11 protein-coding genes and 1 pseudogene are annotated in these 13,567 nt (G+C 59.1%); 2 read left to right on the forward strand and 10 right to left on the reverse strand.

The features are described from left to right. Positions 1 to 118: 118 nt before the first annotated feature. Complete coding sequence (locus ACFUOZ_RS01290) at positions 119 to 571, forward strand: VOC family protein (RefSeq protein ID WP_377543868.1); 453 nt, start codon at positions 119 to 121, stop codon at positions 569 to 571. 162 nt (positions 572 to 733) lie between these two features. On the opposite strand, the gene ACFUOZ_RS01295 is transcribed toward ACFUOZ_RS01290, so the two are convergent. The 6 genes and pseudogenes from ACFUOZ_RS01295 to ACFUOZ_RS01320 all read right to left on the reverse strand — a co-directional run. Beyond that, a complete protein-coding gene (locus ACFUOZ_RS01295) occupies positions 734 to 1,594 on the reverse strand; it encodes a carbohydrate ABC transporter permease (RefSeq protein WP_377543870.1) in 861 nt (286 codons plus the stop codon). Continuing rightward, positions 1,591 to 2,523, reverse strand: coding sequence for a carbohydrate ABC transporter permease (locus ACFUOZ_RS01300; RefSeq protein ID WP_377543872.1), 933 nt, complete (start codon positions 2,521 to 2,523; stop codon positions 1,591 to 1,593). Before ACFUOZ_RS01300 ends, ACFUOZ_RS01295 begins: the two co-directional genes overlap by 4 nt. A 55-nt stretch (positions 2,524 to 2,578) precedes the next feature. Next, positions 2,579 to 3,835: an ABC transporter substrate-binding protein gene (locus tag ACFUOZ_RS01305; protein WP_377543874.1), complete on the reverse strand. Its 1,257-nt coding sequence runs from the start codon at positions 3,833 to 3,835 to the stop codon at positions 2,579 to 2,581. Between the two features lie 432 nt (positions 3,836 to 4,267). Then, positions 4,268 to 4,699: a DUF4192 family protein gene (locus ACFUOZ_RS01310; RefSeq protein ID WP_377544948.1), complete on the reverse strand. Its 432-nt coding sequence runs from the start codon at positions 4,697 to 4,699 to the stop codon at positions 4,268 to 4,270. After that, complete coding sequence (locus tag ACFUOZ_RS01315; RefSeq protein ID WP_377544982.1) at positions 4,657 to 5,148, reverse strand: hypothetical protein; 492 nt, start codon at positions 5,146 to 5,148, stop codon at positions 4,657 to 4,659. The genes ACFUOZ_RS01310 and ACFUOZ_RS01315 overlap by 43 nt, the downstream gene beginning before the upstream one ends. Before the next feature lie 34 nt (positions 5,149 to 5,182). Further along, a pseudogene (locus ACFUOZ_RS01320) lies at positions 5,183 to 5,299 on the reverse strand (DUF4192 domain-containing protein); the annotation flags it as partial. 224 nt (positions 5,300 to 5,523) lie between these two features. Here ACFUOZ_RS01320 and ACFUOZ_RS01325 point away from each other — a divergent pair. Further along, the gene (locus tag ACFUOZ_RS01325) at positions 5,524 to 6,360 is read left to right on the forward strand and encodes an abortive infection family protein (RefSeq protein WP_377543877.1); all 837 of its coding nucleotides are present in this window, start codon (positions 5,524 to 5,526) and stop codon (positions 6,358 to 6,360) included. Between the two features lie 3,713 nt (positions 6,361 to 10,073). Here ACFUOZ_RS01325 and ACFUOZ_RS01330 read toward each other — a convergent pair. Genes ACFUOZ_RS01330 through ACFUOZ_RS01345 form a run of 4 tightly spaced genes read right to left on the reverse strand, consistent with a single transcriptional unit; the run spans position 10,074 to position 13,531 of the window. After that, complete coding sequence (locus ACFUOZ_RS01330; protein ID WP_377543880.1) at positions 10,074 to 10,409, reverse strand: LysR family transcriptional regulator; 336 nt, start codon at positions 10,407 to 10,409, stop codon at positions 10,074 to 10,076. Positions 10,410 to 10,467: 58 nt separating this feature from the next. After that, entirely contained in the window at positions 10,468 to 12,066 is a 1,599-nt protein-coding gene (locus ACFUOZ_RS01335; RefSeq protein ID WP_377543883.1) for an ATP-dependent acyl-CoA ligase, read from the reverse strand. Then, complete coding sequence (locus tag ACFUOZ_RS01340) at positions 12,063 to 12,395, reverse strand: zinc ribbon domain-containing protein (protein ID WP_377543885.1); 333 nt, start codon at positions 12,393 to 12,395, stop codon at positions 12,063 to 12,065. The genes ACFUOZ_RS01335 and ACFUOZ_RS01340 overlap by 4 nt, the downstream gene beginning before the upstream one ends. Continuing rightward, positions 12,392 to 13,531, reverse strand: coding sequence for a thiolase family protein (locus ACFUOZ_RS01345; protein WP_377543888.1), 1,140 nt, complete (start codon positions 13,529 to 13,531; stop codon positions 12,392 to 12,394). The genes ACFUOZ_RS01340 and ACFUOZ_RS01345 overlap by 4 nt, the downstream gene beginning before the upstream one ends. Positions 13,532 to 13,567: the final 36 nt, after the last annotated feature.

Raw genomic sequence — 13,567 nt, forward strand, 5'->3', positions numbered from 1 at the left:
ACCCATGCCACTGTGCCCTTTCTTTACTCAACCCAACATGACGCTTTCGCGGCGGCTCTCATCCTGAATGGCAATTCAGGGCTAGAAACGAGTCCCTGATCTACCAAGGAGAAACTTAATGCGACATCATCACACCGCCCTGCACGTGACAGATATGGAACGCAGTGAGCGTTTTTATGTGGATGGCCTCGGCCTAGCGCGTTTGGATGCGTGGACGTCAGGACCATACGTTGCCGATCTTTACGGCCGTCCCAACGTCCAGGTCAAGGCCATGCTGCTCGCCACCAGTGACGGATCCTTCCGGCTGGAACTCGCCCATGCCGAGCCGCTACTGCCGGCCGTCGATCCATCGGAGGCGCAACCTGGCACGGCTCATCTTGCCTTTACAGATATTGACGTGCGAGAGGTTTACACCAGGATGACAGCGCTTGGCTACAGTGCAGTGTCCGAGCCTGTTGCCCCGACCTCGGGCCCGATTGCGGGCGGGTGGCTGGTTTACCTCCTCGATCCTGATGGAAATCGCGTGGAGCTGATTCAACCGCCTGACTGGCGCCCAAGCGAGGACTCGTAAGTCGCTCGCAGGCTGAGTGACGCGCTCAGCCCCACCCCCGAGTGCTTAGGTGTGCAAGAGCTGCGCTCCATATTGCCTACAAAGCAGGCCCCGTGAGCCGTCGGTGACGGTCACGGGGCCTGTTTATTGTGTCGTGAAGAGCGCGGCTGAATGCTGCTCCGGCTACCCCTTGACACCACCGGAGGTCATACCGGCCACAAACCACCGCTGGAATGCCAGGAAAATGGAGAGAACAGGGATGAAAGCGACGACGATGAAAGCGGCGAAGAGCCCCCAGAAGCTACCAAAGCCGGTGGTTATGTACCGGACGATGCCGTTCTGCACAGTCTTCATATCTTCTGTGGTGGCGAGGACAGTGCCGACAAGGAAGTCGTTCCAAACGAACACGAAGATGAAGATGGCCACGGCAGCGATACCAGGACGGATGAGTGGAAGGATGATGCGCCACAGGATCTGGATCCGCGAGCAGCCGTCGATGGCTGCCGCTTCTTCGATTTCGACGGGGATGTTCTCGATGAAGTTACGCAGGAACAGGATGGTCTGTCCACAGATGATTGCGGTGTAGACGATGATCATCATGGGGTAGGTGTTAATCAATGCGGTTTTGACGAACATCGAATACAACGCGATAAAGACGACGATGGCCGGGACCATGGACAGAACCAGAATCCCTGTCATCAGAGTTTCCATGCGGCGGCTCCGATACCTCGTCGCCACATACGCTGCTGGGATACAGATGGCCAGGGCGAGGACGATAGAGCCGCCAGCATAGATGAGGGAGTTCACGAAGAATCGGACGTTGGTCGATGTCAGCAGACCAACATAGCCTTCCGATGAGAATGGAGAGGGTATCCATCTTGGCGGGAACTCCAGCGTGCCCGAAGCAGTCTTAAGCGACGTGGACACAATCCATGCGACCGGCGGGAGCACGACCGCTGCGGAGAGGATGATGTACGCCCAGGCAGGGATTGCCCGGATGAAACTGCCCAAGCGCCGCTGGTGGCGTGGGGTGGTGATGCTCACAGACTTTCCTTCCGTCGGAAGCGAATGGCGACGAGGGTCAGGACGATGTTGACAGCGAAAAGCAGGATTGCCGTTGCTGATGCCCCGGAGAGATCAAACTTGTCGAACATCTGGTTGTAGACCCGCATGGACAGCGTTTCTGTAGACCCGATGGGGCCTCCCCTTGTGGTGACCAGGATGATGGTGACCATCTGCACATAGAGCATGAGAAGGACGACCACGACCGAGACGATGGTGTTCCGCAAGTAGGGCAGTGTGATGTTCACGAACTGGTGCCAGATGCCGCCGCCGTCCACTTTAAGGCTTTCGCGGAGCTCCTCAGGAATCGTTTGTAGGGCGCCCAAGAAGAGGAGCATGGCTTGCGGATAGGACCACCAGGCTGTCATCAGTGTTACCGCAACCAGCGCGCTGGTCGGTGATGAGAATACGTCCGTGGGACCGAACCCGAGGGACTTAGTGATCGCTGAGGCTGGACCGTAGTTGGGGTTGAGGAACCACAGCCAGATTGTCCCTGCAGTGGCCTGTGACATCAGCCAGGGCAGGAGGAAGAGGCTCCGGACCGAACGCTTGAAGCGGTGCAGGTTGTTGAGCACGATTGCAGAAAGCAGCCCCGCCGGCAGTGCGATAACCAAGGCGCCGAGCGAGAACACCAGGGTTGTCCATATGCGGCTCGGCAAGTCGGAGTCTGAGAACAATCGGATAAAGGAATTCAGACCCGAGAATTTGCCGATCTGGTAATACGACGTCTCGTGGAGGGCCGTCCACGCTGTGTAGATCAGCGGCCCCACGAAAACAAAGAGGAAGACGGCGCTGACCGGGAGGACGTAGAGCCAGACCATTCGATCCCTGCGGACTCGGCGAAAGGTCTGGGTGCCACCGGGGGACGGCGCGGTCGTGCGTGGGCTGCGGGTGGGGCTTTTGGTTGACATTATCTGTCCCTTCCAGGGGGAGCCTGATTTCCCAGGCTCCCCCTATTACGGGCGGCTACTTCTTGTTGGCCGCGTCCTGGGCGGAACGAATAAAGTCGCTGCCTGATGAACCGTTGAGAGTTAGCTTCTGCCCGGCTTGGGAGAGGCCAGTGGCAAGCGCGGTCCATGTGTTGGAATACGTGCGTGGTTCACTGTTGCTCTTGACGTAGGCGGCGATGTCGTTGACGGTTTTTGCCTCTGGAGTGGAGAAGAACGGTTGCTGGTAGGTGGCGGCACGGGTGGGTACCTCACCGCCGGTTGCCATCAGTGCACCGGCTTCAGGCCCGGTCATGTACTCGATGAACTTCCAGGCAGCCTCGGTGTTCTTACTGCCGTTGCCGATGCCCAAGGTCCACCCAATGGTGGTACCGGTGGTGTCGCCGGTGCTTGCCTTCGGCAGGGCCGTCCACTTAAGGTCCTTGTTCTGCGAGCCGAAGGAAACGGCTCGTTCCGTGCCCAATACCGCCATGGCGACAGTGCCGCTTGCCATGCCGTCAGCTACCGTGCCGTACGTGTCAGAGACGACGTTGCTACCCAGAGCCTTTGCATCTCTGAGCTTGGCCACGAAGTCCCCAAACTCGTTGCCTTTGGCCGTCGCGAAATCAGCTTGACCATCCTTGTTCCAGATTTCCTGATCCACCTGGGACATGAAGCAGTTAAAGAAGGTACTGATGATGGCCGAGTTGTCTGTGTCCGAGAAACCCGTCCCGAACCCGGTAAAGCCAGCGGCAGCAGCCTTCTTGGCAACTTCAACAACCTCGTTGTATGTGGTCGGGACGGTCGCGCCGATCTGATCGAGGATCTTTTGGTTGTAGTACAGAGCACAAGTTCGGTATTCGTACGGCACGGCGACCGCCTTGCCGTCGGGCCCCGCAAGAGTGTCGGTAGGACGCAGCCAGTCAGTTACCTTTGAGGCAGCGTCAGGCAGCGGAGAGTAAACGCCGGCAGATGCCATCTGGGGAACGACCGGGGTGAACATCTTGAAGACATCGGGGGCCTGACCTGCTGCCGCGGCCTGTGGCAGTCGGTTCAGCATGTCGCCTAATGAAACAACCGAGAGGTTGATCTTGATGTCAGGGTTGGCCGCCTCAAACTTGGCGATGTTTTCCTTCAGTGCCTTCGAACGCGGATTCGCCTGACTGGGATCAAGGAAGTCCCAGTAGTTCAGCGTCACGGGACCCTTGGGCTCCGAAGCTGAGGGTGAACAGCCACTGAGGGCAAGGCCGGCCACAACGGCTGTTACGAGCGCCAAGCCCCATCGCTTTTTGATCATGAATTTCTCCTGTGAATGGGTGTGCTGATGCGGGAGCATGCCGTGCTCAAGCGACGCGTGCTAAATGCGGTACTCCGACGGTCGGGAGAAGCCGATTGGTTCATCGAATCTCTCCTTTGAGATCGGTTGCATTTTTTGAATCTAGCAGTGAGATCGGTTGCTGAGATCGGTTGCAATAAATTTAGGGCCGTTGCGTTGCTCTGTCAAGGGAGGATGTGATGTGGGTTATATCCTGGTGAACTTCGAAAACGACTCGGGCGACATGCCGCGGTGAGGAGCCCGTCATTATCGGACAGGGTTATCGACGCCAACTCATGCAGCCGATGATCCCGATGAGCCTTCGAATGTGATGGCGAGTCATCGGACCGATCATCAAACGAGGCCGCCTGCCCTAGGACCGGACCAATCACACGACGTTTCCCCAAACGTCCCTTAGGGCATGTCGAGGTTGTTCCGGTGTGCGCTGGTTTTGTTGGTGTTCCAGCTTGCGATGATGCCTGCACCGAGCATGTGGTCGGTGAGGCATGGGAAGCGGTAGCCGGGGTCGGTGTCGAGGGCGCGTTGGAGGTATTGGTGTGCTTTGGATCCTCTGCCTTCCCACCAGTTGATGTAGCCGATGGTGGTGAGGATGGGTGCTGCGTGTTCGGGGCTGGTTCGGATGTAGGTGTGAAGGAGCAGGTCTTTAGCCCATTCGATCCTGGACCAGTACGGTGCTGCGCTGGTTTGGGCGACGAGGATGTGTTCGGGTGGTTCGTCGATGCCGGGGATGTCTGCCATGAGCTGGTCGCGGATTTGGGGGAGATGGAAGTAGGCGATGAGTTTCAGGAATTCATCGTCGGTGGGATAGTCGTTCGTGGTGAGCATGGCGTTCCAAAGGTGGTGCGCTTGGTGGGCCGCAGCCGCTGGCGGGCGGTCGAGGATGGCTTCCATGTGGCGTTCGACGCCGGCCGCATCTCGGCTTTATGGGTCGCCGGAGGGAGGGTGACCTGGTTGGTGGGTGCGATAGTGCTGCCGCGGTAGATGAACTCTGCGTTGACCCGGGAGTATTCGGTCGTGGAGATCGCGAAGGCGATGTTGTCACCGGGCGAGGTGTCGTAGGGGTAGTAGGTCGTGTCGGTGACGTAGATGCCGTCGCGGATGCTGATGCCTTCCTGGGCGAGAACTCCGGTGAGCGCTGCGATTGTGGCCCGGTGTGGCCGTGCCCCACCTAGCTCCGGAGTCTCGGACGTGTAGAGGGCGAAGACGATGCCGTTGGCTCGTTCGTCGGTGGTGAGGTAGGCGGCGACGGGTGCGAGCGAAGTGGACTTCTGCACCTGGTTGTTTGGGGAGGTCGATGCGGAGGGTGGCGCCGACTTTGTCTTTGTCGAGGGTGGCGCAGACGAGGCTTTCCTCGGGCCAGAAGCCGAGGGTGTGGCCTATGAAACTGAGCAGATCGGCGGGGTCTTTAGTAGTGAGCGCGTTCATGGCTGACTTCCTTTGAAGATTCAAGGGCTGTGGTCAGTCATGGACGGCCGCGGTTTATAAACCATGACTAAGATGAGTCGGCCGTACGTAGGGCCAACGGTGTCCTAGGGGTAAATCTGTGAGCCTGTGGGCTGACCCTTCGCCTCGGAGTTGTTAGCGCATCTCAGGCCCGCACTGCGTTGGTTTAGGGTTAGGACATCGTTCGCAACTCGGGGGGTATGCAAGTGAAGTCTCAACCAATCAGTCAGGAAGTCGGCGCGGCCTTGGCGCGTTTCTTTTTTGGCGGTGCCGGGCCATCCCATGCGAAGCTGACCCGGGCGTTTATGGCTGGGGGGTATGGCGATGATGACTTAGGGGCACCGAAGCCTGGTACTGCCAGTGGACCTAACAAGGAGCATCGACTCCTTCATGTCTTCGCCGTTGCGGTCCGGCGGCCTGCAAATTCGAAAGCGCTCATCCAGGCTCTCCTTACAGATCTTCGCGTTCATGGGTCGTTTACGGCCGACCATGACAAGTATTTTCCAGAAGCGGTTCGTTCGGCTCAAGCGGCATTCACCCGCGTCGGATGGAACCTTAGTGATGATGGCCAACTGTTCCCAATGGGGGAAATTGATCTTTCGACCGGTGGACGGCAAGCGCTCGAAGAGCAACTGGAACGGCTTCGGAAGAACACCGACGATCCAGCTGCGCTTCTTGGAACAGCCAAAGACCTGCTGGAAGCTTCGGCGAAATTCGTCCTCGAAGGCGTAGGTTTTCCGGTATCGGGTAAGGAAGACTTCAACCAATTGTGGTATCTCTCGCGCGAGCGACTCAACTTACTTCCTCAGAATGTCGATACGAACGTTCCTGGTTACAAATCTATTCAGGCAGTCTTGGGTTCTGCGTGGAAGATTGCCGACCAAGTCAACGCCTTGCGCAACCTCCAGGGCACAGGTCACGGAAGAACTCTGCCCACTGGAGTCACAGGTGAATTGGCGCTCCTAGTTGTCCGCGAAGCGTGCAGTGTCGCAGACTTCATGCTGTCGACGCTTGACCGTCAGTTGGGGAAGCACGTCGAGTAGAAAGTTGAACGGATTGGACATCGGACACCGAGTACTGATATCTGAGGTGCAAAGAGTCGATGCATATCGGGGTAGCCCGAACCTCCGATCCTATTATCGGGTAGTTACTTACGTCTCCGCGAAGCTATGTGTGTGGCAGCGGCTGTTCGAGAGTCCGGAACATCGTACTTACGAGGATTGAGGAGTTCATTTTTGGCGTCGACAACCGGTATCCGTCTTCGTGATATCCGAGAGCACGAGGGAACGCAGGCTCGCGCCTGGGAGGAACTGGTCTATCAGCTGCGGCCAGCGGTTCACGGTGGACACGTTGAAACGAGGAAGACCCGCGCGCCGGACGGTGGCGTGGAGTGGTATGAAATCTACGCCGATGGTCACCATGAGGGGTTCCAGGCGAAGTTTAACGAATCTTTGGAGGACGCCCTCGGCGGGATGCTTGAGTCGGTGAAGGCTGTAGCCAGCAAGCGGCCCGACATGACCCGGCTGACTTTTATCGTTCCGTACGATTTCACGGATGCGGCATCGACGCGGTCAAAGTCGGACCAAACGCGGTGGGACGACGCCGTAGAACGCTGGCAAAAGGACGTCACTGGCGCCGATCGCCTCAGCTTCGACGTCATCCGGGCCGGTGACATTGTTGCCGAGTTATCTCGGGCAGAACATGCCGGACGTCGAGCGTTCTGGTTTCGTGAGCTAGAGTTTTCCGAGGCTTGGTTCAAACAGCGTCTGTCGGAAGCGACTACAGTTGCTGGTGACCGCTATACACCAGAGGCTGATACGCCCTCAGGAGTACAGAGTCTCCTCGACGCGGTCAGTGCTACGTCAACATTCCTGTCCCACACTAGAGGCCTCGTCGATAGGGTCGTCAGCACGTGTCGCAGGGACCGCGGTGTCTGGGGCGGCAGCAAGCAAATGATCAGTGAGCAGCTTTCTGTTTTGGAGGCGATGCGTGATCAATTAGAGGTTGCCTCTGATGAGGGCTCCACCATCCCAAGCGGCCCTATAAATTTCGAGGGTATCTCCAACGCAGTCAATGCCATTCACGACGTGGCGCTCAAACAGTACGGGGCTGCGCATTCGCGCAAGGAACGGGCGCTCGACGACGTGGTAGCCGCAACATCGGCTCTAATTAGGTTTGGAACTGGTACCCCTGAAAAGCTGTACCGCGCCAAGGCAGTTGCCGTCGAGGGGCCGGCCGGCCAAGGCAAAACGCACGCGTTGGTGAAGCAAGTGGACGCACTGATCGGCGCCGGCGTACCAGCCATAGCCTTGCTTGGCCAGAGGTTAAAGAGTGGCAATTGGTGGTCGTCCGTAGCATCTGCACTCGGAGGGCTCACGCATTCCAGTGATGAATTTCTAGATGCGCTCGACTCGCTCGCGGAGGCGCGGGGATGCCGCGCCTTGATCGTGATTGATGCGCTCAACGAAGCAGAAGACCCCAGGATGTGGCGTAGCGAGCTTCCCGCTCTGTTATCCCAAGTCGATGCACGAAGGCACGTATCTCTGGTGGTCTCCTACAGATCAGACTATCGCCATACTGTTTCCCCACCAGAGGCTTTGCCACTCGTGCGTCATCCAGGGCTTGCCGGGCACGAGATGGACGCATTATCGGCATATTCCAAGCTCTTCAAGATCACACTTTCGCCGCACACCTCTTTGGGCCCGTCTTTCAGCAACCCGCTATTTCTGCGGATGTATTGCGCTGTTCTCGCGGGCGACAAAATGGTCTCCCCGGTATCCCTTACACGGTCCTCATTGTTCTCACATTTCGCAGAACTGCAGTCGCGACGCGTTCGAGATACGCTTCGTCTACCACCCACGTCGACCACAGTCGCGCAGGCTATAGCCATTGCTGCAGACCTGCTCCTGGAGAAAAAGGGTCATGCCGTTCCCCGAACAAAGCTCGAGGACCGAATTGACGCTTTGCTTCCCGGACGTCCATGGCCCACTACGCTCTTTCAACAACTCGTTAGCGAGGGACTGCTCGAAGTCCGCCCCGACTATGAAGGAAACGAGTCGGTGGCCTTTCAATTTCAAGCCTACTCAGAGCATTTGCTTGCGAAGCACTTGCTTGACCAGGACGGTGCGCGTCGAGGGAAATTACGTAAGATCCTTAGTCCGCAGGACAAAACCCCTTCCAAGAAACTCCGAAAGAGGCTGAGCGAGGAAAGCTGGCTCTGGCGGTCAATGAGCGTAATACTTCCAGAAACTCGTGGCCTGGAACTTATCGACATACTCTCCGCAAGGCGGTCGGATGACCTCATGATTCAGGCAACCATGGAGAGCTTGACCGATCGGGCGACGGCAGCCTTCAGCCAACGAACACTGCGCATGCTTGAAGGAGAACTGCGCCTAGCCCCAGAAGACTGGGTGAACACTGTCCTTGCCCTTGCTCCTCAAAAAGAACATCCGGCAAACGCCGACTGGCTCCACGCAAGACTGGTTATCATGGGCTTGCCGGAGCGCGATGCAACATGGTCCATAGACAGTTTCCAAGTCGATGACAATTCGTCCGCATTTGAACGAATCTCTAGATGGGCAGACCGAGGCGGTCCTCTTGCTGAACTCGAGCAAGCCCGTTTAGTCTGCACAACTCTCATCTGGCTTCTGACTTCGCCGAACAGGTTTCTCCGTGACCGCTGTAGCAGAAGCCTCGTCGCACTACTGGCACAGCACCTAGCTCTGGGTGCCTACTTCATTGATACTGCACGGGTAATCAACGACCCATACGTTCAAGAGCGAGCCCTCACCTGCCTTTATGGAGCAGTAATGATCGGCGGCAGCAGCAACACTGAAGCTGTATGCCAGATCGTCGAATCCATAGATCAGTGGTCGCACGACGGACTGCCCATTCACGCCGTGGCCCGCGATTCTGCGAGAGGGTTGATCTCGTGGGCCCGGCATTATGGGTTGGCAGAAGATGCTCTGCTCCTCCGCGTTTCCCCGCCGTACGGGGCAGAAATACCCAGCGAGCCACCCGCAGCCGGCGCACTGAAGAGCGCTCATGGAACAGTCAAAAACCAGGCCGGGGACTACGTCGAGTGGCGCGCATACAGCATCCTGAGCTCCTGCCTCGATTGGATGGGAGACTTCAACAGATATGTCGTCCAATCGGACGTAGGCTTCTTCAGTCGCTACACCCTGTCGGGACCGCCACCAACAGACAAGTACAGCGACCCCAAGGGCGAGGTAGACGCAGACTGGGCCGGTAGGTGGATAGCACACCGTGCCATCGAACTCGGCTGGACCGCGCAAAGGTTTGAAGCTTTCGAGCGCAATCACGACCTCCGAAAAGGCCGAGACGGTCACAAAGCAGAGCGGTTTGGCAAGAAGTACCAGTGGATCGCGCTACAGGAGCTGCTGGCCCGACTTGCGGACAACTTCCACCCAGCCGCTGAGTCATGGCATTCCTCACCTGCATCGTACGAGGGGCCCTGGGCCTGGTACGGGAGGGACTTCGACCCCAGCCTTCCACCGTCAGACGAGGTTGAGGGAAAGAGAATCTGCAAAATTGGATCAACAAGTGGGGAACATTGGGCAGAAATTGCGCCACCCGAGATGGACACCTCGGATGATCCAGATGAGTGGGTTTCCCGGCAGGCGGACCTTCCGAGCGCATCCAGCATGTTCTTTCCCGTAGAAGACGGGGGAAGGCAATGGGTAGCTCTGCAGCGTTACGCATCCTGGGATAGGGACAACTCAACACGGAGCGGGCTTTACAAACGTGAACGAGACGTGTCCTGCACAAGTCCAGCATCGGGGTCGTGTAATTCTTCCACCCGGCGCCGCAACGTACTGAGGTGTCCTACGATCGCTTTGGAGTGCTCAAGACAGGCTGCCCCGGCCGGAGTTGGCACCATGCCGCGCCCTGTCCGTTCGAACAACGAGGCTCCTACGGCCTGTTCGGCTTCCCGCAGGGCACGGCTGAGCGCAGGTTGTGTCAGGTACAGTTCCTCGGCGGCCCGCACGAGGCTTCCGTATTCTGCGACGGCGAGCACTATGACAAGGTGGCGTAGCTTCAGGTGGGTAGTCAGCAGCGCCCGCAGGTCCATACGCATATCCTACGGGCGGCTGCTTCCCTCGGCCGGATTACCAGTGAATGGACGCGGGTCAGCGGGCACCGGCCGCCGCTGCACGCCTCGGCTGGGCTACTTCCCGATCCCATTCGGCCGCCTCCCGGCCGGCAACCTTCAGGACCTGCTTGCGTACTTTGCCGTTTTCCGTCTGCGGCAGTTCGTCCACGGTGCGAAAAAAGCGGGGGATGGCGAACGATGCGAGACGGGGGACGCAGAACTGGCAGAGCTCCCTGTAGTCAACCGGTTCCCGGAGAATGACGGCTGCCATGACTTCATCCTCACCCAACTCGGAGTCGACGGCGTAAACGGCAGCTTCCCGGACGGCAGGGTGCTGACGGAGAACCTGCTCCACTTCTACGGAGGAGATGTTTTCGCCGCGGCGGCGGATCACATCCTTGATCCGGTCAACAAACCGCACCCAACCGTCGTCGTCGATAACAACGCGATCGCCGGTGTGGAACCAAAGATCCTGCCAGGATTTTGCGGTTGCGTCCGGCATGGCGTGGTACCCGGTAGCGACGGCGTGAGGCTGGTCGCTGCGGATAAGCAGCTCTCCGGCCTCACCGCTGCAAACGGGCATTCCGGCGGCGTCAACGACGCGGATGGAGAAGCCCGGCCGGACCTTGCCCATGTAGCCTGGTCGCCACTGCTCGGGGGTGGATCCGATGACGGAATTGGTTTCAGTCGATCCGTAGCCGTCCAGCAGCAGCACCCCGAACCTTTCCCTGAAGGGTTCCACCAAGCGGGCGGGTGTGGCCGGCGAAAGCGCCAACCGTATCCGATGGTCTCGGTCCCCGGGATGCGGATCGCGGCTGTCGAGTATGCCCACCATGGCGCCGAGGAGATAGGTCACCGTGGCCCCGGCCGAGGAGGCGTCAGCCCAAAATCGCGATGCCGAGAATCTTGGACCAAGCACGTACTCTCCACCGCAAACTACTGCCTGCATGAAGGCGTTGAGGGCGTTGGTGTGGAATAAGGGCAGGCAGGTGTAAAGGACGTCGTCGGGCCGGAGCCCCAGTTGATGGGACATGTTCGCCGCCCACCAGTAAAACTGGCCCTGCGGGCAGAGAACACCCTTGGACACTCCTGTGGTCCCCGAGGTGTAAAGGATAGCCGCAGTGTCTGCGGGGCCGGATTCCCGGGGCTCGATGGCCGCTGCGGGCGCCGGTAGGGGCTCTACCCTAAGTTCCGGGTAACTTTGTGCGTCCGGCCCATCGAGTGCCCAGATCTTCACCGTCCCGGGGGCCGGGCCCAGGGCGGCGATGTGGGGCAAGAACTCCTGCTCGGTCACCACCAATACAGGGTCGGCATTGGTCAGGATGTGCCGTAGTTGTTCTCCCCGGCTGGCTGTGTTTATGGGAACAGCAACGGCGCCGATCCATGCGCATCCCAGGATGAAATCCAGCAGTTCGGTTCGGTTGGATGACATAAGGGCGACGCTCTGGCCCGGGTCGATCCCTGCTTGTCGCAGCAGCCCGCCAGCACGGGCGGCGGCTTCCACCATCGCGGCGCTGTCCCTGCGTACTTCCCCGCAACGGAACAGGGGAGATGAAGGAGCTGTGGCAGCGCGATCCAGCAGCATTTGCGGGATGGTCATCGGACGCATGCCCTGGTGGGCGAGGTCGAAGTTCATGGCTTTTCCTCGTTCGTGGTGTCTTCATTCGGAGTTGAGCGGAGTGGTACGTAGGCGTAGACGCCGGTCATGGTCTTCAGATCATTTGCCAGCGGCAATCGGTCACCGGACATCGCCGGTCCGCCGGTTACACGCCCGACGACGGAAGGCCCACCCGGGATTGTCAGGGTTGCCAGGAGTGTGCCGTCGGCTAGTTTCGTTGTTTCGGTGACGTCCCCGTGTTCTACCGGCACTGTTGAGAAGTCCTCTGCTCCACAGTCAGGACAGAAGAGCCGGGCCGGGAAGAGAAGGTTCCCGCAGCCCAGGCAGTTTTGGATAGCGGCGCTCACTTAGCAGCCTCCAGTACTGACATGGTGGCACAGGCGCCGTAGCGGTACAGCACCATTCCGTAGCCGCTGACCACAGCGTGGCGGGCAGAAACTTGGCGTGCTCCGGCACGGCCCAGCAGCTGGCGCGCAGCCTCCACGAGCCCATGCATGCCGCCGGCGGCTCCCGCTTGGCCGGCGGAAAGTTGTCCCCCGGAAGTATTGATTGGAAGAAGACGGGTGGCGAGGCGGGCTTTGATGAAGGTCGCCGGATCGTCTTGATCTGAGAGGATTCCCAGGTCCGCAAGTTGAGCCACTACCATCGCGGGGTAGTCGTCATACACGCAGGCAAGGCCAACCTCCTCCGGTCCTATCCCGGCCTGATCCCAACCGACGGAAGCACATTCCGCTAAGCCGGTGATCAATCCGTCCCCCGACTGCTGATCTGAATTGTAGGAGGCCCGGACTGACAGCACTTTCGCCCTCGGTGTACCGTTGTCCCGATCTGCGATAAGGACAACGGCGTCTGCCCCTGTGACGGGAGGCACGCAGTCGTACCGACCCAAGGGGGTGGCCACCATCGGAGCGCCCAGGTAATCGTCAAGGCTTAGCCGTTTCCGGTACACGGCACCGGGGTTGTCGGCGGCCCATTCGCGTTGTGCTACTGCTATGCGGCCGTAGTCTTCGCGGCTGAGTCCCAATTTCTCCATTTGACGGGTGGTCAGCATGGCAAACAGGGCGTTGGGGCCGTTCATGGGCAGTGGTGCCAGATGGTCTTCGGTGGCTTTGTTGTAGCGGGCTACCAGGCGGGAAAAGGCTGCCTGGTCCATAACATCTCCTGCAGCGAGGACTATGACCGTTGCGTCGCCTGCTTCTATGGCCCGGACCGCGTGCTGGAGCATGCCGCCTGCGCTCGCCCCGCCGTTGGTGTCCTGCATAAGCCACGACAAACGAAGGCCCATTCGCCACGCCAGATCGATGGCATGGTCAGGCCCGAGCGTGAAGCTGGAGACTGCGAACCCGTCAACGTCACCGGGCCGCAGACCGGACTCGTTGAGGGCGTTGCGCACGGCACGGGCAATGACGCTGGATGTGTCTGTGCCGGGTGAAGGATGCCGGGTGTAGGGGGACTGACCTGTCCCAATAATGGAGACCGTCACGGTAATTCCTCTCGTGGTTTTCAAAGCAGTAACAAG

Source organism: Paenarthrobacter sp. NPDC057355, from assembly GCF_042667405.1.
Lineage (GTDB): Bacteria > Actinomycetota > Actinomycetes > Actinomycetales > Micrococcaceae > Arthrobacter.

What these genes read in the sequence shown, in the direction of transcription:
- ACFUOZ_RS01330 (WP_377543880.1), bottom strand. Translation starts at nt 10,409, where the DNA reads ATGGACCTGCGGGCGCTGCTGACTACCCACCTGAAGCTACGCCACCTT.
- ACFUOZ_RS01290 (WP_377543868.1), top strand. Translation starts at nt 119, where the DNA reads ATGCGACATCATCACACCGCCCTGCACGTGACAGATATGGAACGCAGT.
- ACFUOZ_RS01310 (WP_377544948.1), bottom strand. Translation starts at nt 4,699, where the DNA reads ATGCTCACCACGAACGACTATCCCACCGACGATGAATTCCTGAAACTC.
- ACFUOZ_RS01300 (WP_377543872.1), bottom strand. Translation starts at nt 2,523, where the DNA reads ATGTCAACCAAAAGCCCCACCCGCAGCCCACGCACGACCGCGCCGTCC.
- ACFUOZ_RS01305 (WP_377543874.1), bottom strand. Translation starts at nt 3,835, where the DNA reads ATGATCAAAAAGCGATGGGGCTTGGCGCTCGTAACAGCCGTTGTGGCC.
- ACFUOZ_RS01335 (WP_377543883.1), bottom strand. Translation starts at nt 12,066, where the DNA reads ATGAACTTCGACCTCGCCCACCAGGGCATGCGTCCGATGACCATCCCG.